General features: G+C 40.1%; 22 protein-coding genes. 5 read left to right on the top strand and 17 right to left on the bottom strand.

All coding sequences use genetic code 11. The annotated features are described in order from the left end of the window. Nucleotides 1–139: 139 nt before the first annotated feature. Genes L5M10_RS07630 through L5M10_RS07620 form a run of 3 tightly spaced genes read left to right on the top strand, consistent with a single transcriptional unit; the run spans nucleotide 140 to nucleotide 4,009 of the window. The gene (locus L5M10_RS07630) at nucleotides 140–847 is read left to right on the top strand and encodes a YjbF family lipoprotein (protein WP_263148500.1); all 708 of its coding nucleotides are present in this window, start codon (nucleotides 140–142) and stop codon (nucleotides 845–847) included. A gap of 10 nt (nucleotides 848–857) precedes the next feature. Further along, the gene (locus L5M10_RS07625; protein WP_263255135.1) at nucleotides 858–1,643 is read left to right on the top strand and encodes a capsule biosynthesis GfcC family protein; all 786 of its coding nucleotides are present in this window, start codon (nucleotides 858–860) and stop codon (nucleotides 1,641–1,643) included. Next, entirely contained in the window at nucleotides 1,643–4,009 is a 2,367-nt protein-coding gene (locus L5M10_RS07620) for a YjbH domain-containing protein (RefSeq protein WP_263255134.1), read from the top strand. The genes L5M10_RS07625 and L5M10_RS07620 overlap by 1 nt, the downstream gene beginning before the upstream one ends. Before the next feature lie 147 nt (nucleotides 4,010–4,156). On the opposite strand, the gene rfbC is transcribed toward L5M10_RS07620, so the two are convergent. From rfbC to L5M10_RS07600, 4 genes are all read right to left on the bottom strand, one after another. Further along, nucleotides 4,157–4,696: a dTDP-4-dehydrorhamnose 3,5-epimerase gene (gene rfbC / locus L5M10_RS07615; protein WP_263255133.1), complete on the bottom strand. Its 540-nt coding sequence runs from the start codon at nucleotides 4,694–4,696 to the stop codon at nucleotides 4,157–4,159. Beyond that, nucleotides 4,686–5,573 carry a glucose-1-phosphate thymidylyltransferase RfbA gene (gene rfbA, locus L5M10_RS07610; protein ID WP_113940968.1) on the bottom strand — a complete coding sequence of 296 codons (888 nt, stop codon included), beginning with the start codon at nucleotides 5,571–5,573 and terminating at the stop codon, nucleotides 4,686–4,688. Before rfbA ends, rfbC begins: the two co-directional genes overlap by 11 nt. Before the next feature lie 216 nt (nucleotides 5,574–5,789). Further along, entirely contained in the window at nucleotides 5,790–7,160 is a 1,371-nt protein-coding gene (locus L5M10_RS07605; RefSeq protein ID WP_105251974.1) for a GAF domain-containing sensor histidine kinase, read from the bottom strand. Continuing rightward, complete coding sequence (locus tag L5M10_RS07600) at nucleotides 7,157–8,698, bottom strand: DUF3369 domain-containing protein (RefSeq protein ID WP_263255132.1); 1,542 nt, start codon at nucleotides 8,696–8,698, stop codon at nucleotides 7,157–7,159. The genes L5M10_RS07605 and L5M10_RS07600 overlap by 4 nt, the downstream gene beginning before the upstream one ends. Nucleotides 8,699–8,963: 265 nt before the next feature. Here L5M10_RS07600 and L5M10_RS07595 point away from each other — a divergent pair, with 265 nt between their 5' ends. Next, nucleotides 8,964–9,416, top strand: coding sequence for a copper resistance protein NlpE (locus L5M10_RS07595; protein WP_173243888.1), 453 nt, complete (start codon nucleotides 8,964–8,966; stop codon nucleotides 9,414–9,416). Between the two features lie 147 nt (nucleotides 9,417–9,563). After that, a complete protein-coding gene (locus L5M10_RS07590; protein ID WP_375539957.1) occupies nucleotides 9,564–10,322 on the top strand; it encodes a HutD family protein in 759 nt (252 codons plus the stop codon). A gap of 217 nt (nucleotides 10,323–10,539) precedes the next feature. Here L5M10_RS07590 and L5M10_RS07585 read toward each other — a convergent pair whose 3' ends face one another. The 13 genes from L5M10_RS07585 to L5M10_RS07525 all read right to left on the bottom strand — a co-directional run bounded on the left by L5M10_RS07585 (nucleotide 10,540) and on the right by L5M10_RS07525 (nucleotide 25,113). Then, on the bottom strand, nucleotides 10,540–12,480 hold the full coding sequence (locus L5M10_RS07585) for a nucleoside-diphosphate sugar epimerase/dehydratase (RefSeq protein WP_263255131.1): 1,941 nt from the start codon (nucleotides 12,478–12,480) through the stop codon (nucleotides 10,540–10,542). A 285-nt stretch (nucleotides 12,481–12,765) separates the two neighbouring features. Beyond that, nucleotides 12,766–13,320 (bottom strand): sugar transferase, encoded by a 555-nt coding sequence (locus L5M10_RS07580; RefSeq protein WP_263255130.1) that lies wholly within the window; start codon nucleotides 13,318–13,320, stop codon nucleotides 12,766–12,768. A gap of 9 nt (nucleotides 13,321–13,329) precedes the next feature. Beyond that, nucleotides 13,330–14,298 carry a UDP-glucose 4-epimerase family protein gene (locus tag L5M10_RS07575; RefSeq protein WP_263255129.1) on the bottom strand — a complete coding sequence of 323 codons (969 nt, stop codon included), beginning with the start codon at nucleotides 14,296–14,298 and terminating at the stop codon, nucleotides 13,330–13,332. Further along, the gene (locus L5M10_RS07570; RefSeq protein ID WP_263255128.1) at nucleotides 14,291–15,430 is read right to left on the bottom strand and encodes a glycosyltransferase family 4 protein; all 1,140 of its coding nucleotides are present in this window, start codon (nucleotides 15,428–15,430) and stop codon (nucleotides 14,291–14,293) included. Before L5M10_RS07570 ends, L5M10_RS07575 begins: the two co-directional genes overlap by 8 nt. 29 nt (nucleotides 15,431–15,459) lie before the next feature. Next, the gene (locus tag L5M10_RS07565; protein ID WP_263255127.1) at nucleotides 15,460–16,548 is read right to left on the bottom strand and encodes a glycosyltransferase; all 1,089 of its coding nucleotides are present in this window, start codon (nucleotides 16,546–16,548) and stop codon (nucleotides 15,460–15,462) included. Between the two features lie 6 nt (nucleotides 16,549–16,554). After that, nucleotides 16,555–17,355 carry a glycosyltransferase family 2 protein gene (locus L5M10_RS07560; RefSeq protein WP_263255126.1) on the bottom strand — a complete coding sequence of 267 codons (801 nt, stop codon included), beginning with the start codon at nucleotides 17,353–17,355 and terminating at the stop codon, nucleotides 16,555–16,557. Then, nucleotides 17,352–18,284 carry a glycosyltransferase gene (locus L5M10_RS07555; RefSeq protein WP_263255141.1) on the bottom strand — a complete coding sequence of 311 codons (933 nt, stop codon included), beginning with the start codon at nucleotides 18,282–18,284 and terminating at the stop codon, nucleotides 17,352–17,354. Before L5M10_RS07555 ends, L5M10_RS07560 begins: the two co-directional genes overlap by 4 nt. A gap of 5 nt (nucleotides 18,285–18,289) precedes the next feature. Then, nucleotides 18,290–19,234: a hypothetical protein gene (locus tag L5M10_RS07550; RefSeq protein WP_263255125.1), complete on the bottom strand. Its 945-nt coding sequence runs from the start codon at nucleotides 19,232–19,234 to the stop codon at nucleotides 18,290–18,292. Nucleotides 19,235–19,744: 510 nt separating this feature from the next. Then, nucleotides 19,745–20,248, bottom strand: a complete 504-nt coding sequence (locus L5M10_RS07545; protein WP_263255140.1) for an SGNH hydrolase domain-containing protein — start codon at nucleotides 20,246–20,248, stop codon at nucleotides 19,745–19,747. Between the two features lie 28 nt (nucleotides 20,249–20,276). Further along, nucleotides 20,277–21,704, bottom strand: coding sequence for an acyltransferase family protein (locus L5M10_RS07540; RefSeq protein WP_263255124.1), 1,428 nt, complete (start codon nucleotides 21,702–21,704; stop codon nucleotides 20,277–20,279). A gap of 114 nt (nucleotides 21,705–21,818) precedes the next feature. After that, the gene (locus L5M10_RS07535) at nucleotides 21,819–22,706 is read right to left on the bottom strand and encodes a glycosyltransferase (protein WP_263255123.1); all 888 of its coding nucleotides are present in this window, start codon (nucleotides 22,704–22,706) and stop codon (nucleotides 21,819–21,821) included. Next, nucleotides 22,703–23,953, bottom strand: a complete 1,251-nt coding sequence (locus L5M10_RS07530; protein WP_263255122.1) for an O-antigen translocase — start codon at nucleotides 23,951–23,953, stop codon at nucleotides 22,703–22,705. Before L5M10_RS07530 ends, L5M10_RS07535 begins: the two co-directional genes overlap by 4 nt. Continuing rightward, a complete protein-coding gene (locus L5M10_RS07525) occupies nucleotides 23,950–25,113 on the bottom strand; it encodes a DegT/DnrJ/EryC1/StrS family aminotransferase (protein WP_263255121.1) in 1,164 nt (387 codons plus the stop codon). Before L5M10_RS07525 ends, L5M10_RS07530 begins: the two co-directional genes overlap by 4 nt. Between the last annotated feature and the right edge of the window lie 34 nt (nucleotides 25,114–25,147).

Below are 25,147 nucleotides of genomic sequence, written 5' to 3'. Positions count from 1 at the left end.
TTGTTAGTATGCTTCTAAACAGCCGCCTTATGGGCGGTTGTTTTTTTTGAGTGTTTACAAAGTTAATTTCATAACTTGAAATCTGTCTGATACCTCTTTAAATTCGCTATTTAATCCTAATTGAGAATAAGCAACTCGGATGCGTATATATAAAAAATTACTGTCACTACTGACAATCTCGATTGTGTTAGTAAACACAACCGCTTGTAGCCAAAGAATCAGCGCACTTAACGATACTTTGAAGTTAGCCTTTATCGGTGACAAAGATACTCAATTGTCGGAACAGCAAGTTAATAATATCCCCTATGCCAGTATCTATGCTCGAATCGATGGTATACCTCAAGCGTTCATTGTACTTGCACTTGCAGAGCCTAAGTTCACCTTAACGCTGCCACCGACTCCTGCAATAACAGAGTTAAAATGGCTCTCTGCAGATAAAGCCATGTTAGTAACAATAAATGGACGATTGGTTAGGACGAGCAACCTATTAACAGGTGATTTAATTGCAGTAGAAAGCAATGAGCCAGATCCTATACTCTTAGGCTTACATTTAGATAGCACTCCCAAAACATGGACTCGAACGATTGATTGGCAACCCGGATATCACTTTGGCTACCACGTAAATTCACATTTTAGTTTTATTGCTAAAGAAAACATTCTCATCAACGATACTCCAACCCAAGCGCTACATTACCTTGAATCAGTTTCGGTAGATAATCTCAATATTCAGTATCAAAATGAATTTTGGCTAACACCAGAAACAGGTCATGTGATTAAGAGTCGTCAAAAAATTGCCCCTAATCAGCCTTTTATCGAAATTACATTACTCAAGCCATTTGCGTCTTAGTGGAGTCCCAATGAGATCCTATTTAATGCCCTTAGCGCTACTGGTCAGTTCTGTTTTAGCGACAGTAGCTCAGGCTGAAACCCAATTGTTAGTTACAACGTCGTCAAACCAAGATGCACAAGTTGAATTACTTTATCCAACATCGATTCGTCTTGATAAAGTAGTACTGGACGGCTTGCAACAACTTCAAATACATAATAAAAACAATCATAAAGAGATAACCCCTATTTATTGGTTGGGTGCAGCACTACTCGATATCCAAAACATTGCCGCTTTAGAAGCTAAGCGCAAAGAAACCCTGTCCCAACTAGCACAAATGGGTCAAGCTGCAGATGACAGTATCTATACAGCAAAGCTTGCAAAACTTGCGCAGTTTTTACGACAAATCAAGCTCGGACAGCGCGTAATGCAGCCATTACATCCTGATCTAATTAGGATAAATGACTCATACAACCCTCTAATTGATGGCCGTTTCGAACTTATCTTACCTCAGAGACCTACGACAGTACTTGTCATGGGTGCGGTAGCTAAAGCGGGAAGTTTTGAATGGCAAGTCAATAAGAATAGTAAAGACTATTTAGCGAAAGCGATTCCATTAGAAAACGCTGATAATAGCTTCGTATGGATAGTTCAACCAGATGGTAAAGCACTAAAACAACCAATAGCCTATTGGAATGCTCAAGCGCAAGATATTGCTCCAGGAGCCGTGCTTTATGTTGAATTTTCAGACTTAGTTGAAGACTACAGCACATTGAACGCCAATATTATTGAATTATTAAGGAATCGGGCTCTGTAATGAATAACGCTACCCATTCTAATCTTACGTTAAGTAACCTTTCAGCTATTGCTCTGGCTCTTTTCCCTTTATTCCATATCCAAGCCGATGAATTTAGCTATCCTCCACTCTTAGCCTCACAATCGGACTTTGGTGGTGTAGGATTAATGCAAATGCCTACAGGACGTATGGCTCCTGAAGGTGAGTTTAATTTTGCAACAACTTATAACTCTGAATACCAGCATTTTTCAGCTTCAGTGCAATTATTCCCTTGGTTTGAAACTACGGTTCGTTATACCCAAGTACAAGATCTACTCTACAGTAACGATCCGAGTTTCAGCGGTAACACCAAGTACACTGATAAAGGTATCGACTTTAAAGTCCGTCTAGTGGAAGAAAGTTACTGGTTACCAGAAACTTCTATTGGTATAAGAGATTTTGGTGGTACAGGCTTATTTGATGGCGAATTTATTGCGGCTACTAAACGTGTTGGTCCAGTCGACTTTACCTTAGGGATAGGCTGGGGCTATATAGGAAATAGCGGTAACCTGACTTCAGATAAAAAAGATCTTAATGACAATTGTGATCGAGATACATCATATGGAGGAAAAGGCGGAACTGTCGACTATCAACGTTGGTTTAAAGGCTGTGCTGCATTATATGGCGGTATTGAATATCAAACGCCGTGGGAACCTTTACGAGTAAAAGTAGAATATGATGGCAATGATTATCTTGCAGATTTCCCCGTCACTGGTGGTGGAGTCGATATGTCACAAGACAGTAAATTTAACTATGGCTTACTCTACCGAGCAACAAGCTGGAGTGATTTCCACCTAAGCTATGAGCGTGGTAATACTTGGACTTTAGGCGTTAGCCTGCAGACCAACTTCAATGACTTACGACAAATTAAACGTGATACTCCTGCAGAGAAATATAAACCTATAGCAGCAGTACCTATGTCGGGTAAAAGAGTAACGCATGAAGGTACAGAAGAAACAGCACAATCCTCTACCGATACGGCTATTTCAACGGTAACAACTCAGCCATTAGTAACAACTGAGTCATCAAAGTCAGAACCGGTTACAAACACGACTATCCACGCTGAAATGCCCAGCCAAACTGATTGGGACAGAGTAGCGACTGAGCTTAGTACTATCGCTGGTTACGACAATCCAAAAATCTATCTTGATAATCACAGCGTGACCGTGGTTGCAGATCAAGTAAAGTATATGGACCGTAAAGAAGCCCACCATAGAGCGGCGACGATACTGGCAAATAACACGAACAAGCAGATAATTACTGAATATCGTCTTATTGAAACCCGTTATAAGCAGCCGATAACAGAGACACGTATCGACGCTGATAAATTCGCTCAAGTAGCTACCTATGGTTATATCAATGCAGATATGGCGGATAGCACAGAAATCAGTGTACCAAGGTCGCCTCAAGGAACATTAGTAACCCAATCCCATGAGGATTGGTTGGATAAATTAAGTTTTGATATTGCCCCCACTATGGTGCAATCCTTCGGTGGTTCAGAAGGTTTCTATATGTTCAACATAGGTGTTACTGGCAGTGCAGCGTATCGATTTAATGATCGCTTGGAACTTTCGGGATCACTTTATTTGAATCTCTATGATAACTACGATAAATTTTTGTACGATGTTCCACCTGATGGTACCGACTTAAAACGCGTAAGAACGCTTATTCGTCAATATGTCCATGACTCAACGGTCAGAGCGACTAACTTACAGCTAACTTGGATGGATAATCTGAGCGATAACATCTCCTATCAAGCCTATGGTGGTTATTTAGAGATGATGTATGGCGGAGTAGGTACCGAATTCCTTTATCGACCGCTAAACAGTGAGTGGGCATTCGGTTTTGATGTGAATTATGCGAAACAAAGAGATCCTGACAGCATGTTTGGTTTCTTCGAGGATGAAAATCAGTTTGACCCACTGACCAATCGCGCCTATCGAGTGCAGACAGGCGTAGTGACAGGACATGCAACGGCTTATTACCAGCCAAAGTGGTTCCCGAATACCTTGCTAAAAGTCAGTGCAGGCCAATATCTTACCGAGGACAAAGGCATAACTGTCGATTTCTCAAAACAGTTTGATAGTGGCGTTATCGTCGGTGCATTTGCGACTAAGACTAACTTGTCGGCAGAAGAATACGGTGAAGGTAGCTTTACCAAGGGATTCTATATTTCGATCCCATTCGATTTAATGACAATTAGACCGACTCAAAGCCGTGGCTTCCTCTCTTGGATGCCGTTGACCCGTGACGGTGGCCAAATGCTTGGTCGTAAATACAACTTATTTGATATGACTGATGCGCGGTCACCTTGGTATACCAGACCCAGTGTAGACCCCATTAAATAGTTAGTACGCAGCTAAACCTCAAAACGGGCAAGATAATTCTTGCCCGTTTTGTTTTCTGCCATTAGGACTAACTTACAATAGTAAAATCTGCACAGCCAAATTAACTCACCACTCAATCATTCCTTTTAATACAAGCAGTGATTGGCTTTATGAGGGTGTGCTGGCGATGCTATCTCTGGTGGATAAAATCGGTGCGGCAATTAATGGCCAATCAATGGCAAACTCAGCACTGTTCCAAGCTAAAACGCTTTCATCTTCAGAATCATAATATTGGGTACATTGATAAATAACATCGGCATAATCACTAAGAACATAAAAACCGTGCGCAAAGCCCGGCGGGATCCACATTTGCAGATGATTCTCTGCCGATAGCACTCGCCCAACCCATTTTCCATAGGTAGCCGAGTCAACCCGAATATCGACGGCAACATCAAAAATGCTCCCTGCACAGACCCGTACCAATTTACCTTGTGGCTTACGCTGTTGAAAATGCAATCCACGTAACACATTGTGTTGCGAACGACTCTGGTTTTCCTGCACAAATACGGGAGGCTCAAGTCCTCTTGCAGTGAAACAAGCATCAAAATAGGATTGCCTGAACGTTTCCTTAAAAAAACCACGCTCATCACCGAACACTTGGGGTTCAAACACCAATACTCCGGCTAATTCAGTTTCATTACATTTCATCAAATACCTGCTTATCGAGTAAACCGAGCAAATACTCACCATAGCCACTCTTGAGTAAAGGCTGAGCTAATTGCGCTAACTGCTGCCCATTGATCCAACCGCAGCGAAATGCAATCTCTTCAGGACAATTGATTTTTAGCCCTTGTCGTTTCTCAATGGCAGCAACAAATTGTGTCGCCTCGGCCATGGCATCAGGCGTACCAGTATCTAACCAAGCCGTCCCACGCCCTATAATATCGACCCGTAACTCTCCCAAAGCTAAGTAACGAGTGATAACATCGACAATCTCTAACTCGCCCCTTGCCGAAGGTAAAACCGTTTTTGCAAATGTTGCAGCTCTGCCGTCAAAAAAGTACAAGCCAGGCATAGCGTAACGTGAACGAGGCTGCAGAGGTTTCTCTTCGATAGAAAGCACTTTACCCGTGTCATCGAACTCAACGACACCATAAGCGTTAGGGTTCGCCACATGGTAACCAAAAACGGTCGCCCCAGATTGGCCTTGCCAAGCATGTTGCAAATTTACCGTTAAGTGCTGACCATAGAATAAGTTATCCCCAAGAATAAGCGCACAGGCATCACCCGCTAAAAATGGCTCGGCGATAATGAGTGCTTCAGCCAATCCCTTCGGAGAGGCTTGTTCGGCATATTGCAGCTTAAGCCCCCAATGACTGCCATCACCGAGTAATGCATAAAACAGTGGTAAATCGTGGGGAGTACAAATGATCAAGATATGCCGTATATCAGCCTGCATCAGGGTGACAAGTGGGTAATAAATCATTGGTTTATCATAAATGGGCAGTAATTGCTTACAGACAACCTGCGTCATAGGATAAAGACGCGAGCCAGTACCGCCCGCCAGTAAAATGCCTTTTCTCATTGAAATATTTAGGATTGATAAGCCATGTTGAAGTGCCAAGATTGTAGCATACAAAATGTCGCGAGCAGGAAGAACAGATAACAGGGCTGTTGGCTGTTAATGCAGGAAAAACAACGCAACAGAATAGTAAACCGCAAAAGGTAAATACCATGTTGGCTCAGTAAGATTTCAATTCGTCTGTTACTTAATAAGCATATAAGAAGATGCTAACCCATCTCAACCCTTACTACTTTCAGGGATCAGCATCTCAATACGTAACCCCTGATTAGGCGCAGAGAAGAGTGACACATTACCATTCAGTTTTTGGGTGATCAGATTATAAATAATCGACATTCCCAAACCTGTTCCGCCACTCTGCCTTGCGGTGGTGAAAAAAGGCTCAAATGCTTTGGCTTTCACTTCATCGGACATGCCTACGCCATTATCTTCATAAATCATCTTGATCTGCGAAGCCATTTTTTCAACTACTATCACAATTTGCTTATCACCGACAAAATCATCGGGAAAAGCATGGCGAAAACTGTTCGCGACTAAGTTAGTGAAAATTTGTGCGATCGCACCGGGGTAAGAATCAATAAAAATATTATCGTCAAGTTCAACTTTTAAAGTGATATTTTTCTTACGCATCAAGGGTTTTAATGAACTAAATATCTGAAAAATATAATTCTTCAGATTAAAGCGCTCGCGTTCCAGTATCGATTGGTCTGCAGCAGTACGCTTGAAGTTATGCACCAGTTCTGCAGCACGGGAAAGATTACGCTCAATTAAGCATAAACCATCCTGCATTGTATTGATAAAGCTGACAAATTTATCCTCATCGAGCTCGTTTTTCTCAAAGAGTCCTTTCAATAGGGATAACTCATCCAAACAATGGGTCACGGATGTGACAGCAATGCCAAGGGGGGTGTTCACTTCATGGGCAACACCAGCAACTAAGCTGCCTAAGGCCGCCATTTTTTCATTTTCAATTAAGTGCTTTTGGGTTGATTTTAAAGTCGATAATGCCGTTTCAAGCTCTGCGGTGCGCAGCTCAACTTGATGCTCAAGATCGGTATTAATGAGCTTAAGCTGTTGTTGATATTCAATGATCTCTTTAGCACTCATGGCTCGGCCAAAAAGGTCGGCGAGTGCCGAGGCAAAGGCCTTCTCATCCCGAGTCCATTCCCTCGCCTCGCCCTGATGTTCAGAACAAATAATCCCCACCATTTTTCCGTGGTGACGAATAGGACTATCCAACAAAGAGCTAATCTGATTCGGTTTCAGATAAGTTTCGACAAATTCTTTAGTGGCGGGATCCGTTTGCGCCTTATTGGCGACAATTGTGCGCTCATTGTCGAGCAGGCTAAAGTAGTGGGGAAACTGCGCGCGAGTGAGCACTAACGCTTCTTGCGGCTGTTGATTGTCGAGTGAATAATAACAAGTGATGCTCTGATTATCCGGACTCAACAACCAAATGCCCGCCCGAGAGATCTGTAATCCCTTACAAATTGAGCTCACGATAAGTTGTGATGCTTGAATGAGATCACCCTCATCAATAACCTGAGACTTACTGACATCAAATAAAATTCGATCAAGCATTCGGGTCATAGCGGCTCGTCCGGAATATGAATATGTAGGGAGGCAAACACATCTAACAAATCAAGGCTGGCTTCACATAACATGGGATCAAACTGTTTACCCGATTGCGCTAAAATATACTCGCGCACCGCCTCAACAGACCAAGCCTCTTTGTAACTTCGCTTGGAAAGCAAAGCATCAATTACATCAACAATCGCCATCAGGCGGCCTTCAATAGGAATGTCTTCCTGCGATAGCCCACGGGGATAACCTTGCCCATCCCAACGTTCATGATGAGTATAAGCAATTCTAGCGCCCATTTTGGCAATGATACGATTTGAGCCAACCAACAAGTTATAACCCTTCTCTGCGTGGGTTTGCATAATCGCCCATTCCTCGGCATCGAGTTTACCGGGCTTATGCAAAATACTCTCAGGGATACCGATTTTGCCTACATCATGAAGAGGCGCCGCATAACGAATGGTTTCGATAAAGTCTGCCTTCATACCAATGGCAATCGCGAGCATTTCTGTCATGCGCGCTACACGGCGCACATGGGCTCCCGTCTCCTTACTGCGCTGCTCAATGGCATCTCCAATGATTAAAATTAGCTCCCTTTGTGTCTGCTGCACATTTTCGCGACCCGATAGGTTCTCAAAGGTTAAGCTCACATTTGCCGCAAATAGCTCAAGAATGCTGACTTGAAAATCCGTTAACTTAGTGTTGTGTTGTAAATAGAGAATACTGGTGACATGATCACTAAGCTCATAAAATCCAACATAAATATTGTCACGGATCAGCGAAGTTTTTAGCGCTATCGCTTCAATAATATGTTCACGCACATCCCCTGGCAGAGTCTCAACGCTGCCACCTTCAAAGTAACTGATCATATCTCCCGTGGCAGCCAGCAAATTCATTTGAGTATCGAGGTAAAGGTCTTGATGATAACTCGTGAGATAAAGAGCCGAGCTTTCAAGATTGAGCAGCTGCAAGGTCTGTTCGAGCACTGCACTACCAAAGTTATGCAATGTATGGCTCTTAAGTACAGAGGTGGAAGCTGCAATCACTTTTTCCATCCCCTTTTGGCTTTGCTCGATAATTTTTATATCGCGATAGGAGCGCAATGAGGTGTACACACAAGACTTAAGCCGAGCCGCGGTGAGCTCTGTTTTGGCTTTATAATCGTTAATATCAAAATCCCGAATGACTTGCTCTTCAGGTGCTTGCCCCGGCTGACCCGTACGTAAAATGATGCGGGTACTGTGGTTATTTAATTCAGTGCGAATTTTTTGGACTAGCTCTAAACCTGCATGATCGGTTTCCATGACGACATCAATAAAGGCCAAGGCGATATCTGATTCAGTTTGAAATAATGTTAAACCTTCAGCAGCGCTGTAACAGGAGTAGAACTGCAAGACTCGATTATCTAAGGTCAGATTTTTTAACGCAAATCGAGTGACATCATGGATCCCAGGTTCATCATCAATAATGGCCACCTTCCAAATGCCTTGTTTAGGCTTATGGGATGTATCTTCGATAACATCAGCACTTTTCTTAAATAACGCCACAAAACCACCGTTTACGATGAATAGTTACGTTTTAGTATAGATTCAATCTTGAAAGTGACTAGTTTCAAAGGATAAATTATCATCCCGTTGATTACCGCTTAAGACTAACAACTAACATCCTGGCCACTTAAAATCCACACAAAAACAACTTAAGTTATTGTTATAAAAATAGAAATAGAAATAGCAAAAGTTAGCCTAACCTAGTCTTGGCGGGTATGATGAGTGAACTTAATGCATAATTCCCAAAATTTCTATTGGAGCTACTATGAAAAAATCACTATGTTACATCGCACTGCTGGCTTTATTCACCACGGCTTGCTCAGAAGCCCCAAAAGAAGAAACGGCAGTCAATACAGCCCAAGCTCAAACAGAAGCGGCAAAATCCGTCCCAGTAGGTGATAACAGCCAAAACTCGCTCGATTGGGCTGGTAGTTATGAAGGCGTATTGCCTTGCGCCAGTTGTGAAGGAATGCAAACCCTAATCACTTTGCAAGCTGATAATAGCTTTGTCCAAGAAACAGTTTATTTAGGTAAAGATGAAAAGATTTTAAAACTGATGGGCAAAGTGACATGGGACGAACTGGGCCAGAAAATCACCCTAGAAGATGGTACACAATATTTGGTCGGTGAGAATCAGTTGATCATGTTAGACACTGAAGGCAAACGGATCACTGGCGAACTTGCTGCAAATTATGTGCTGAAAAAGAAAGGTCTATAAAAGCAGAACTGGCAACTAGCACTAAACTGCGGTACTAGATTATGAATAACGGAGGCTTTGCACTTACCGTAAGAGCAAAGCCTCCGTACCGTTATCCATAAGTCACGCAGAAATGTTCTGCAACCGCAAAGCCATGCTTTAGAAGTTGTGAAGCTAAAAAAGGCGAAACAAACCTTCTTAACCAATAAAGAGGTTATTTTGAATAACAGCATACAACTGATCCGCTATCAAGATTGCCCATCAACGCCATGGAAAAATGGTGGTGGAAGCACTAAACAGCTGCTCATTTCCCCCATCAATGCCGAACTTACTGAATTTGATTATCGGATCAGCATTGCAAGTATTAGCAGCAACGGACCTTTTTCATCATTTATTGGCATAGACAGGCAACTGGTCATTCTGGAAGGTGATGGTGTTGAACTCAGCATCAATAGTCACGAAGGGACAAAACAGATAAATGGCCTTGGAGCAGAAGAAAAGATATCAGGAAATACAGATACAGCTGAGTATAAGCGACTCACACCCACAGATAGCCCATTCTGCTTTGCAGGTGAAACCTCAATAACAAGCCAATTATTAGGCAGTGATGTTATTGATTTCAATGTCATGACCAAACGCGGTGCATTTAAAGCGCATACGCAAAGGCTTAGCTTTGATGACACATTTATCGAAGAACAGATTGCAAACTCAAACAACTATCCAAATGAACTGCAAAAAACTGAATCTTACGTCCCTATCATCCAAATACTTTGCTGCTTAGATACCATGACATGGGAGCACAATGGCAAGGTTATCAAGATCATGCCCTATGATATTCTCGTTTTCCAGCAAGGCAATGGTATAAGGTTAAAAACAACAAGACCAAGTCGACTACTTCAAGTGTCTATTACTGCCTGCAAGTCATAAAGCGAGTGAGTGGTTACGAACTTGCCAAGTAAATCTCAAGTCCGATGTACAACCTCGAGATGACAAAGTTCATTAGTGATACCAATATTGCAAGCCTCTCTCAGCCCTAAGTTACGATGCACCGTAAGAACTAAATTACTTATTATTCTTAAAACCGTGCTTATAAACAAAAAAAGCCAAATCAAATATGATTTGGCTTTCAAATACCACAAGAAAACTAAGAAACTAACGGAACAACTTTATTTTGGCCGTCAACAGTGCCTAATTTTTTCTTTTGCTGCCACACTAAATCGCATATCCCGTCTGTTGGGTTAAAACCTGTTGGTGCAGACAGTAAGATTTCTCGTATAGCTTCATGGTTAAACTCATGACAAGCTTTATCTAAGCGATTAAGAATAACTTCTAGCTCTTTCCAAGAAAGATAGCTTTCATTGGCAGTCATAATACGTTCATGCTCTGTGCCAGTAACATCATCACCAATTAGTAATTCTTCGTATAATTTTTCACCCGGACGTAATCCACTAAACTCAATGGCAATATCACCATCAGGATTGAGTTCATCCTTCACTTCAAAACCGCTTAGACGAATCATTTTTGCCGCTAAATCGACAATTTTGACGGATTTACCCATGTCCAGTACAAATACATCACCACCTTTACCCATGGCCCCCGCTTGGATAACTAACTGTGAAGCTTCCGGAATAGTCATAAAGAAACGGGTAATTTCGCGGTGAGTAACAGTAACAGGCCCGCCGTTGGCAATTTGCTTGCGAAATAACGGTACTACAGATCCAGAAGATCCTAATACATTACCAAAGCGAACCATGCAAAAACGCGTTTGATGCGGCTCTTTAGATAACGCTTGAAGTGCCAACTCGGCCATACGTTTAGTCGTGCCCATGATATTAGTGGGTCGTACAGCTTTATCCGTCGAAATTAATACAAAAGTTTCAACCTTTGCTGCAATCGCTGCGCGAGCTGTGTATAAAGTACCAAATATATTATTACGCACACCTTCAACGACATTGTGCTCCACCAATGGCACATGCTTATAGGCGGCAGCATGATACACAGTTTGCACTCTAAAAGATTGCATTACCGCTTGAACACGATTTTCCCGTTGTACCGAACCCATAATTGGTAAAATCTTAACATCAAGTCCTAACTCAAAAGCTGTCGCTGAAAGTTCGCGCTCAATCGTGTACAAGGCAAACTCAGATAATTCAAATAGCACTAATTTTTTAGGTGATTGTTTTAATATCTGTCGACATAACTCAGAACCAATCGAGCCTCCTGCTCCCGTGACCATCACTACTTTATTGCGGATATTGGCAACCATTAAGTCGCAACGGGGAGTAACTGCATCACGTCCTAACAAATCATCGATTTCGACTTCTTTAATATCGCTATAAAGCTTATTACCACTCACCAAATCAGCCATTGCAGGTAAGGTTAATACTTGTACAGCCAAAGGTTCAAGCTTGACTAAAATCTCTTGGCGACGAGAGCGAGAGGCACTTGGCATAGCCAACAACACCTTTGTAGCAGCTTTTTGTGTGATGAGCTTTCTAATAATTGAAGGCGAATGAACATGCACTCCTTGAATGACAGTGCCATGCAAGGTCGCATCGTCATCAACAAATGCAAAGGGATAATACTCATGGCTTTGAACAAGTGAAGTTACCAGTTGGCGACCACTCACACCAGCACCATAAATAATCACAGGTTCACCAACGCGCTTTAGACCAGCCCCCACTAACGAGCGCACCATAGCGCGAGTTCCACCGACAAATACCAAGGCAAAAGCAGCGTAAATAATTGGTACAGTACGGGGTAGGTTCGCCTCGCTGTAATACGCAATTAACACTAACGACACTGTTGAGGCAAGCACACCAACAATAATAGCGGTAAGTGCTTGTAACCCCATGTATCTAAGCACCGCACGATATAAGCCCAGCTTAGCAAACACCATGATACTCACGGGCACAACCAAAACAATGAGCAACCAGTATGTGCTATTAGTTAAGACACTCACGGCATCTAACCGCACCAACAAGGCTGCCCAAAATGCGACTAAGAGAAATACCGAATCAATCGCCACACTCACTAAACGTTTATGTGACCGTTTCAAAGAAAATAAACACTGCAAAAATTCCATTTTCCGCTCCAATTTACTCAAAAACTTCATAAATTCCATAATTAACAGCACCGCCTCCATACTCAAGAGGCTCAAACAACAAAGACCAACAATATCACAGCCCTGTTAAAAAATCTCTAACTAAGGATGTTGTCTAAAATATGAGCGGCAGCTTTAACCGTATGCAAAATAACAAGATAGGGATAATCTAGACAAAATAATAGCTTCATGAAAACAACATCAATAATGTTTATAGGGTAGAAAAACACTACCAATCGAATCACTAAACATAAAACTGATAATCAATTACTTTGGTTTAACCGCATCACCACTACCACTCCCCGTAGCCGTCATAATAATGTATTTAAAGTAATCTTTGATGGTTAATGAATCAATCATCTGCTTATCAGTTTCAGCCAATAGTCTAGGCGTAGACATATCAATATTTTGAACTTGGGCTAATCCTGTTACGCCAGGCAAAACATTATAAACTCCCAAAGCATCGCGTTCTTTAATCAATTCTTCTTGGTTAAACAGGTTTGGACGAGGGCCAACTAAACTCATTTCGCCTTTTAGAACGTTAATTAATTGTGGCAGCTCATCGATTTTAGTCTTACGTAAAAAGTTACCTAGCTTAGTGATTGAAGCATTACTAGCTAAGTGACTCGCTACAGACTTAGTCTCTACTGACATAGTTCGAAATTTAATCAATTTAAAAGGTTTTTTATATTTTCCAACACGTGTTTGAATGAAAATAGGTGAGCCGGTATCAAATAAACCAATAATTGTAACCATTAGTAATATTGGCCATAGGAGTAACAACCCAAAGAAAGCTGCGAGAAAATCAATTAAACGAATCATGTTCTACCATCATTTAGTTTTGGCTTGAAGAAAAGCTTGCGCCGCTTGTTTGAACCCATCTTGTAGGGTCTGAGGCGGTGTCCAATTTAAGGTTTCTTTCGTATGAGATATATCAACCTGCAATGAACCGGTTAATCTATCCACTACATCTGACTTATTAAATATTTTACCCACTAACTTGTAACACCAAATAGGTATAGGGAGTTGCCATGTAGGCTTATCCAGTGCCTTTGCCATTTCACGAACCATTTCTGAGGTCGAAACATCATGATCATCTGAAACAAGGAATACTTGATTAGCCGCTTTAGGGTGGTCAATACAGGTGATAATTAAATCAACAAGATTAGTAACTGACACCAGACTGCGTTTATTTTGATTAATGCAACCAAAGGGCAGCGGAATTCCTTTAGAAACTAAATTCATCAATGAGGCAAAGTTTGCTTTTACACGAGGCCCATAAACCAACGTTGGCCGAATGATAACCACTTCTAACCCTGATGTATTAGCTAACTCTATAAGTTGAAGTTCTGCTTCAGCTTTAGATTGACCATAAAAATCTTTTGTTGATAATGAATCTGACTCATAAAATGGAGAGCCCAAAGCCGTAGACTCACCATTCACCTTGATAGAACTAAGGTAAACAAATCGCTTAATTCCGGCAGCGACACCTTGCCGAGCTAAATTTAACGTGCCTTCCACATTAACTCTACGATACTCTGCAAGCGGATCGGCGACTTCATCATGCATGACATGAGCACGAGCGGCACAATGAATGATCACATCAATACCAGACAAGTCATTTTTAAAACCATCATAATCAGCCAAGTTTGGTACTTGAACACTTTTAAACTCTTGTTTTAAGGAGAACTCTGAGCGATTAAAAATCGTACCATAAAAATTTAACAAGTGTAATTTATCAAGTAAATGCGAGCCAACAAATCCTGTCACACCTGTCAAAGCAATTCGAGGCTTATTCATTTCTAAAATCACCTGCACTGTTATAAATTTCAAAAAAAGAAGCTAATACCTGATCGTAGCCAAATTTTCTTTCAGCTAAAATCCTGCTGGCCTTACCCATATCATCCAATAAATCCTTATTATGATGAAGATGAATTAAGCATTCAGCAAGAGCATTTGAATCCCGAGGAGGGATTAGAAAACCATTTTGTTGGCTAGCTACTAATTGTCGGCATCCAGGTACATCAGTGGTAACGATAGGCAATCCACATGAAGCAGCTTCTATTAAAGACTTAGGCAAGCCCTCTCTGTATGAAGGAAGACATGCAACGTGAGAGTGCTGATATAAATCAGCCACATCAGTTCTAAACCCTAAATATTCAATATATCCATTATCGTGCGCCGCCTGAATTTCATCAGCAGACATTGATGACGGATTATTATGATCTACTGAACCAGCAAGCAATAATCGGATAGGAACTTTCAGTTCCTTAATTATCTTACCTGCTTCAATATACTCTCTAATGCCTTTATCTTTAAGTAATCGAGCAACTAAAATGACGGATAGTTCATCATTCTTTTCTACTGATGGTGAAAACTTTTCTGTATCAACACCTGCACCGTTCACTAAAAAACATCTACTCTGTGGTACTAATTTCAAATCTGAGAACTGTTTCATATCGTCAACGTTTTCAAATACAACATTTGCTTTATTTGAAATAAACGAAAGCTTGTACGCACACTGTATAAAATACCAGAGACATTTATCTGCAGGACGAGTTGAAAGTGATGAAGAACCAAGCCCCGTTATGGAAGCAACTAACCTTGAAACACCATTCTTAAATCGAATTTTATCTGCAATACATCCATATAAAATTGGTTTAATTGTTAACATGTGCAGTAAGTCAGGCTTAATTTTACCAATTAATTTGAATATATCAAAAAAACTCTTTACCTCAGTCAAAATAGACTTACCACTCCGAGACAATCTATATTCAACAAATGAAAGACCAAGGCTCTCTATTCTTTTTTGCTGATTACTATTCCCTGCCGCCACAACAACATCATAACCTTTATTTTTAGCGGCTATAGCCAGTGGTAAGAAATGAGAGCAAAAAAAATCAGAACAGTTAACTAGATATAATATTTTCATATAAACCAAAGTAATTAATATAGCGATTTTTAATTAGAATATATTTCAAGCCATTTATCCGCAATAACTGAAAGTGAATATCTATCTATAACACGTTGTCTTGCATCAGTACCTAACTGTTTCTTTCTACCGACTGGTAAATTGATAGCCTCTTCAATTACAGCGGCTAACTGTTGAGAGTTTTTTATTTCGACCAAAAATCCAGCATCACCGACAACCTCTCTAACCCCACCGCAATCAGTAGCAACAACCACCCGCTCACAGGCCATAGCTTCAGCCACTACAAGCCCAAAACCTTCCCACGCTGATGATAAAACAAAGACATCTGCCGCACTCATCCACTCATGTACATTACGTTGGAGACCTAAAAAATGTACACGGGAGGTTAAACCCAATTGTGCAGCCAGTGCCGAAATGGGAGCTTGCTCTTCCCCTGTGCCGATAATCACCAATTGCGAATTGTCTAATGTATACGGTAACTGAGCAAAAGCAGTTAACAAGTTAGGGTAGTCTTTCGCCTCAGTTAACCGCCCTACTGCCAAGATTAATGGTGTTTGATCTAGCAGTTTTAATGTTGCGCGCAAGGTAGCGCGACTTTCGTGATTAAAAGTAAATCGTTCGGTATCAATGCCGTTATGCATAGCGATGATCCGCCTTGCAGGCGCGGAGCGGCGTTTAACAGAAATATCCACTGCTTCTTGACTAACGTTGGTGTTTAAATCACACAAACTATCAGTAAAACGATACGCCAGCATACGCCCAAGCCCGCCCTCATTAGAACTGTGTGCGGTACAAACAAGTTTTTCTATTTGTGTGCTTAAACGCAGCAAGCGGGCAAACAGGTTGGCGTGCACCATATGGCTGTGCACTACATTCGGTTTAAATGCTTTGATTAACTTACGGGTTTGCCTGTAGGCAGATATAAATCCCAGAGGTGTTTTAGACATATTGAGCGAGACTACCTCCACCAAGGTGGATTGAGGCAGATTGATATTTTCACCAGTCATGGAAATGACTAAAACCTGATGATTATTTTCAGCAAATTGATCGGCAAGATCGCATACCTGCCGCTCTGCGCCTCCCATTCCGAGGCCGGTAATGATAAGGGTGATCTTCATAATTAATTACTTCAACAGTGAATATGCAACACATTGCAACCATCTAATTATATTTTTAAATTTTGATATAATTTTTTTTTCCCTTTTAATTTGATCCTTATAAAACAAACCAAATCCTTTAGGGTTATTCTTAAGTTCTAACTTAAAATTATTGCTTAGACCATCTTCCATATATTCACATAAATATATAACTTTATTAGGGAATGCAAAAATAGGTTTTATATCAGTAATTTTATTCCAGATATACAATTCAGGTACAAACTTTTCATCACTAAATTTAGGGAACTCATTATCACATAAATAGGCACGTTTAAAAACATAGGCAAGATCAGCCATAAAGTAATTACCGCACTCTGTTGCAGTCATTGGTTGACACTCTTCACTACCTATAATTTCACGCCCCAAAATACTGCCATCTAAACTTGCTCTTCTGAAACAGAAACCTGAAAACGTATTTTTTAGATAACTAGAGACCAATAGATCTGCATTAATTAGTGTCGCGATAGCATCTTCAGTCAACTTATCATCACTATCAACAATAAAAATATAATCCCCTGAAGAGTTTAAAACTCCCAAATTTATCGCTGAAGGCTTACCTGAATTATCTTGATAGTAATATTTAATTTTAATTTTATTTTCAGCTATAAAATATTGAATGAGTGATTTAGTGTTATCAGAACTGCCATCATCCACGACAATCCATTCATAAATATTATTATCTTGTATAGTTTGCTGGCAAATTGAATTATATAAACGTTGTAGCGTATGTGAGCGGTTATACGTTGGTGTTAAAACTGAAATTTTCATGAACTTATCACCTTGCTTCTTAAAATTGTCTTTAATACCAACTTTAATCTACTGCCCCCCAGTGTAAGACCACTAGCAAAACTGATATAGAGTCTTTTTATAAATGGTGCGGTTGCATAGTCTAAGTAATTTTTAAACACAATTGAATTAGATTGGCACAATAAATTTTTATATTCATCATAAAAATATATCTTCACCAAATGGTGTGGCTTAGATAAAATAAAGTCTATTTTGTTACGCAGTGGATTTTTATTAAACACCTTCATCCCTGTAACTGCATTTGAATGCTGCCTATATAGCATAAGTTTTTTATCTAAAAAGTTGACCTGACCGAATGCATGGGCAACCAGACTCACCAGATCATCATGATGATGAATCGGGCCTTGGTATTTTTTAATAAAGTCCATCATGGCTTGATTGAACAAAATTGAGCAACCTTGGTAACCACCGTTAAAAAACAAAAAATCTTTTAAATGCAAAGCATGTGTATTTGATATACCATTAAAATCGATAACTCCTGTATCACTATCAAATGCGAAACCATTAGCATAAACAATACTGGGCTCTTTTAGCTTAGCTAAATTAATTTGCTCAGCCACATTCAACATTTCTTCAAGTTTACGCTCTAACCAAATATCATCTTGATCACAAAAAATGGCATATTTAGTATGCACATGTTTAACAAGTGATAGAAAATTTTTACCTACCCCTTGTTGAATAATACTATCTTTGATTAATCTTATACGAGAGTCAATTGCTTCGTACTTATTTATAACATTTATAGTTTGATCACTTGAACCATCATCATGAATTAAAAGAACCCAGTTCTTATAAGTTTGCTGTAATAACGATAAAATTTGATTTTCTATAAATAGCGCACCGTTATAGGTAGCCATTAAGATGGTAACTTCTTGGTTTATATTTTTCATCACACCTAACAACCTTTATCAAATATTAATTTTTTTGATGTATTTTTACAAGATGTAATTAAATAACCTGCCCCTATAATAATCCATAATGGATATAAAAATGAAGGTCTCTGATAAAAATTAACTGATATAAATAACATCCAAATAAAAAAATGAGACAATAGCTTTGAGTTAAACGAATTTTTACTGATTTCTAGATACATTGTAAAATAAACAATAAAAACAATAAAAAATATTAATACTATTCCAATGTAACCATAATCATAAACGAAAGTGATTACTGATGAGACATCACAACCTAGATTCATGCTGGCGCCTTCTCCCATACCTAACCACAGATTATCACCAACCATATCTTGGTTGTATTTATCCCAAAAACAAGAGCTAATTCTGTTGTCTTCTAATTTACTTTTATTTTTAAAGATCCACAAAATGGAATCAGCAACATTTTTAGGTATAAAAAATATGATTATAATAATTGAAAAGCAAGCGCTTAATGTCGTTTTTAGTATAGTTTTAAAAGAACCAGACATTATCAAAGAAGCAAAAGCAAAAACAAAAAATGCTGTAGAAAAAGATAAAACTCCGGAAAAATAAAATACAACCTTTTCATACCTCATCTTTGTATTCTGAATAGCTATAGTCATTAGTCCACATATAGTACCAACAACTCCTGGCTCATCAAAAATAGATTGAAAACGATATAAATCACTAATAGGATCAGACGTAATTACTAGCAAGCCATAAATGTACTTAAAAGTAATGCCTGATTCTATTTTCAAAGGATTAAGTGGATTAATAATTGCTGTAGGATGAACTAAATCTGTTAAATATAAAAAATATAATATAAGGCCAATGAAAAAAATAAATGAAAACCCCCTTACAACAAAAATAAAAATCACTTCATAGTCATCACTCTTTAAAAAAATAAAACTTAAGACTGCTACCATACCGAGAATAGATGTCGCAATAGCCGCGTGAAAAATATTATAGGATATAATAAATAACAAGCATGATAACATCAAGAAAGTTAATTTAGTATTATTAAGTGTTATGTTGCTAACAAAGATGTTCAAAAATAAAATACTAATAATTGATGCTCTGTAAATAAAAATTCGATAATCATCCGATGGTAAAACCCACGTACTTGCTGACAAGCACAGAAGAAAAAATAAAATACTAACTAAATTAATAGACCTGATTTTTATCATAAATTTAAAACACCTAAATTTTTACAATCAGGGAAATAATACTGAAACAGCTACCTGCAAAGACTTGCAAAAGAAACTCATTATTCCTGTTCGCTGTTCGCCCGTTTTTGATTGGTGGATTCAAATCCGAAGTGCAATGCCCGCTTAAAAATCAAGTTTTCAATAACTCATCAAAAATGCCCCACCCATACTTACACAACTTAGAGGAAATCATCTAAATGCTATCTAACTAAGCATCATATTTAATACTCAATGAACAGATTTAGTCTTCGAGTAATTAGAAAGTTCTTTAGTGTGAAAAAGCACTTCCCGTGCAATATATTCTGAACCATCTAATGATAGATGACCATAATCCCAAACTAAGGGAGTGTTGTTATCATCAACTTTAGCAAGGCACTCGTTACCCTTGCACAACGCATCAAGTAAAGAGATGTAAGTGGCTTGATTATTATTTTCATAGAGTGCTTTCATTCGATTGTCGATGTCTAATAATTTTTTATCAAATGAACTATCAGAAAAAGATTGTTCATTTTTATCGAAATGGCGAAGCGCTATAGTTCTAGGAAGAGACGGTTGCCACTGAGGCACCGGCCCAACGAGCATGATATGTTTTATACCCAGAGTAGTTAAATGCTCAACAATTTTTTCATAATGGTTTTTATCATGATCATATCTTTGCGCCATAATCACCACGCTTGGCTTCAGTCTAGCAATAGCATCGATAGCAGCTTTGTTTGACCGGTCACATGCTATTTTAAATTCACCCGTTGTTGCATTATCGCTACCTACATGTGGCTGGCAACCAGATGAAGCTACCTAAGTCGACTCCCTCTTTCAAATGGCTTCTTATGCCAAAGGATAAAGCCTGTGCGTGCGAGTCTCCCCAGAGAATAATTCCATCTTCATGCTTTTTTTCGGTGCATAAGGCTGGGATGTCACTGCCTTTTGCTATATAAGCATCATCATCGAAAAAGTCACATTCTATTTTGTATTGCTTTTTCACAGAAGCAGTGAGGTAATTTTCCCTTGAATATTTATCTAAGTATTTTGATACGTTCGTAGATGCCCCAGGTCTAATGTCAATATTTAGCCCATTGAATAGATAAATAAAACATGCTGCAACAATAGTAACGCTGACTGGGGCTAAGATGAAAAATGACTCTTTACTTTTTTTGAGTGAAGATAATTTCACCCGTGTCGTATTTTCAACGAAGCGATAAGACAGTTCACCTAACAGTACACTCAACCCTACCCCCACCGCTATCCACAATGGATTCTTGGTTTCACCGACATAGCTCAATATGACTACCACCGGCCAGTGCCACAGGTAGATAGAATAAGAACTTGCCCCAAGGTGACGCGCTAGTGGGTTGGCGGTCAGACACGAATTCGAGCTGTTTGCCGCCAAAACCAACATAGTCCCAACCACTGGCGCTAATGCCAAATAACCAGGCCACTGCATGGCAGCGTTAAAGAAAACAATCGCCAACACGATTAGCGCAAAACCAAGTCCTTCGGCTAATCGAGTCCACTGCTGTGGCAGCGGCTGAGTGCGAGTTGCCCACCATACTAAACCACCGGCTAACATCTCCCACGCACGGGTAGGCAACAGATAAAACGCCGCCCCAGGCCAGCGCACACTGGCATAAACAGACAAGGCTAACGACAGCAGTCCGGCCGCAACCAGCGCCAGCTTTACCCCTCGCTTACCAAACCAGTGCCACAACAGCAGACAGCCCAGCGGCAACAGAATATAAAACTGCCACTCCACCGACAGTGACCAAGTGTGCAGTAACCACTTTTCGTGACTCGCGGCATCAAAATAGCCCGCTTCGCGCCAGAACTTGAGATTTGAGACAAATGCCACGGCCGTACCCACATGGGCGGCCAGCATCTTATAGTCGGCATTGGGTAGCCAGAACCAACCCAAGATTAATAAGCTCGCACAGAGTACCAACAGCGCCGGAATGATCCTTCTTGCCCGCGCCAAATAAAAATCCCAGAGCGAAAAGTTGCCCCGTTCGAGGCCAGAGATAATGATCCCAGTCATTAAAAAACCTGAGATCACAAAAAACACATCGACGCCGACAAAACCACCGGCAAAACCAGGCACGCCAAAGTGATAGAGGACCACGGCGACCACCGCCCAAGCTCGCAGGCCGTTAATATCGTGGCGAAATTTTTTAGGAGTTAATACTTCTACTAGCACGTTTTAAATCCAATTATTGAATTCAAGAAGGGAACTACAGCAGACTTTTATTATAAAAAGCAATGCTATATGGTGGTTAGTATTTTCAAATTAAAATTATTACATCAAACACACTCAAAAAAAGATAGTCGATTTTATGGTTGAAAATATTTTATTAAATGCTATCAACAAAAACAAATCAGGATATTTCCAAGAATTAAGTAACTTTTCTCTTTTACTCATTATGTTTAAATATAAAATAGACCTCCGATTAAGAACACCCAAATCTGTGCGAGTTAATATTTTTTTATACAACCTTAAAAAATCCTTCCTTAAAACCGGATTCATGGAACCAGCGGCACTAATGCCAGACATACCATATTTAATGACTTTTCGTTTAAGGAGCGCGATGTTTATCCCTGCAGATAGCAATTCAATATAAAATGGGTAATCTTCAAGAAGCCTATAAGTCTCATCAAAATAGCCCACACTATCAAATAACTCTCGCCGATAATATGTTGAGGCACCCGAAATAATGTTTCCAACCAGAATTTTCATCAACAATAGCTTTGCATCATTAAACAGGGCATAATCTCTATTACTAGGGAGTGACTGGCATTCGATTGAGTTAAAAATAGGCACCCTCAACCCAGTAATAACATACGCATCTGTTCTATCAAACTCCGCCGCAATATCATTGAGAACATAACAATCATAAAACTCATCATCTGCAGACAATGGAATAATTAGGTCTCCGCTAGACTTCTTGATGGCGTTGTTAAATGACTGTACCGTTCCAATGTTGTGCTGATTAACGATTATTTGATAATCTAAACCTGTATTATTTAAAAGCGCACTGACATAATCAACATTAAAGTCATCCGTTCCATCATCAACAATCAAATATTCAATTTTATATTTTTGGTCTACAACTTGATTAACAACCGATGTAATCGCTTTTTCTAATAGTCGCCAATTTTTGTATGTGAGTGTGATAATTGAAATCTTAGAAAAATTCTTCATTTAGCAAACCGCCTAACCCCTTTAAACACAACCAGAAAATAAACCATATAATTTATTGCGTAGGCCATATTGGCTCCAACTACACCATGTATATTGACTAGCCCATATGTCAAGGCTACAAAGCTAAAGGTAAACACTATCTCTGTAACAATAAACCATTTAGTGGCGCCACGAGAAAGCATTGGGTATGCATAAAGCCAAGCGGCAATTTTAATCACATCACCGGTTAATTGGATCGCAAATAATTCACGAGCGCTGCGAAATGCTTCGGTAAATAATAATGAAATCGCCACATCACGCAATAAGTAAACCGCGAGTGCCATAGTGGCAACAATTGGGATAATAACACGTGCAGTTTTGTGAATTTCACTGACAATAGCATCAACACCTGTTAATGATGACAGGCGCGGCAAATAATAGGTCCCGAGCGCCATGGTGATCACCCCTAAATAGACTTCAGAGATTTTATACACCGCTTGCCATTGGCCGGTTGCATCCCAACCGACTTGGTCAATTAAAATATTGCGCACCAAAATTAATGAGACCGGCACGGTTAACGCACTGGTGATCGCCATCAGCATATATTTGCCAATGTCTTTGCGTGCTTTTGGCTCTACCGCCCCCCACCAATAACAAAGCTTAAACCAAGGTTGACGCAGGTTGGCAATTAGCATCACCACACCAATTAAGGCCGATTGCACTGCTGCCGCTAAGAGTGCGCCTTGAATATTGTGCAGCACTATCATGGCTAACATTGCGCCGCCAGAAACTAACGCTGACACTATACCAAGGCTAACATAACGACGGTATAACTGCTGACCATTAATGACTGAATTACACAGAGTACCAATTGCTGAAAGTGGCAACACACACACAGTTACCATCACGACCCAAGTTAATTCTGCATCTTCGAATAGCCAAATGGCGATATGCGGCGCTAACAATAAACCACTCGGAATGGTTATCGCTGAAATAATCAACACCCATTGTAATGAAGCATGCCACCAAGGCGCACAAGCGTCAAAACCTTGTGCTTTATTTTCAGCGGTAAACCTGACGATGCCACTGCCGACTGGGCTGTTAATAATGCCATTAAGGCTGCCAACCATACTTTGCACTTGGCCCAGCATGGCCAAACCGGTAGGGCCAGTGTAAATAGCCACTACCTTGGCAATGACAAACCCCATTGCCATTTTGAGTAAAGTTAATAACCCTGTCATGGCGGTGACTTTTAACAAACGTTTCATGCATTAAAACCATTAAGCGCTGTTATCACTTGCTTAATAGCTTCATCACTCATGGTCGGATCTAAAGGAATGGATAAAACCTGTTGGTGAATAACCTCCGTTAGCGGTAAATATTGCGACTGAAACTCACGGTACGCTTGCTGCTTATGCGGCGGGATAGGGTAATGAATGAGCGTTTGAATACCCTCATTGGCTAAATGCTGCTGCAATGCTTCGCGTTGTTCACAACGCACCACAAATAAGTGCCAAACGTGAGCTTTATAATGGTGAATGGTTAATGGTGAGTGGTTAGTGGTTAGCTGTGAATTGTTAATGGTAAATGTAGCGACATCGAGTGGTAATACGATGCGTGGGTTATTAATACCTTCGCAATACATAGCTGCAATGTGTTGACGACGGGCAGTTTCTGCCTCTAAATGGCGCAATTTGACCCGTAACATTGCAGCTTGTATTTCATCTAAACGGCTATTCACGCCTTGGTATAAATTTTCATACTTTTTGTGCGAGCCATAATTACGTAGGGCTTTTAATGTTTGGGCTAACTCATCGTCATTCGTAGTAATAGCGCCGGCATCCCCTAACGCCCCGAGGTTTTTACCTGGGTAAAAGCTAAACCCAGCCGCATGACCCCAATTACCGGCACGTTTGCCGTTAATTTCAGCACCGTGTGATTGAGCGCAATCTTCCAGCACTAATAAGTCAAACTCTGCTGCAAGCGCCATAATTTCAGGCATAGGTGAAATTTGGCCATATAAATGCACAGGTAAAATAGCTTTTGTTTTAGAGGTAATCGCTGCGCGTACAATAGAGGGTTCTAAATTAAATGTTGTTGGATTGGGTTCAACCAACACAGGCACCAGATCGTTTTCAGTAATAGCGAGTACTGATGCAATATAAGTATTGGCTTGGACTATGACTTCATCGCCTGCTTTGAGTTTGCCTAATTCCTTCCAGGCACGCAGAGTAAGAATTAACGCATCTAAGCCATTGGCAACACCTATTGCATGTTGAGTACCGCAATAGGCTGCAAATTCGGTTTCAAATTGGGTGAGCTCGTTGCCCATAATATACCAACCAGAATCAATCACCCGAGCACAAGCGTCTTTTAGCTCCTGCTGATATTGGTTATTAATGGCTTTTAAGTCTAAAAAATTAATCACTATTACCCCCTTACAGATCAATATCTTTTATGTT

This window comes from Shewanella sp. SM32 (assembly GCF_025654235.1).
Taxonomy (GTDB): Bacteria; Pseudomonadota; Gammaproteobacteria; order Enterobacterales; family Shewanellaceae; genus Shewanella; species Shewanella oncorhynchi.
The sequence above is the reverse complement of the archived record's forward strand: the minus strand, read 5'-3'. Positions and strand labels throughout refer to the sequence as shown.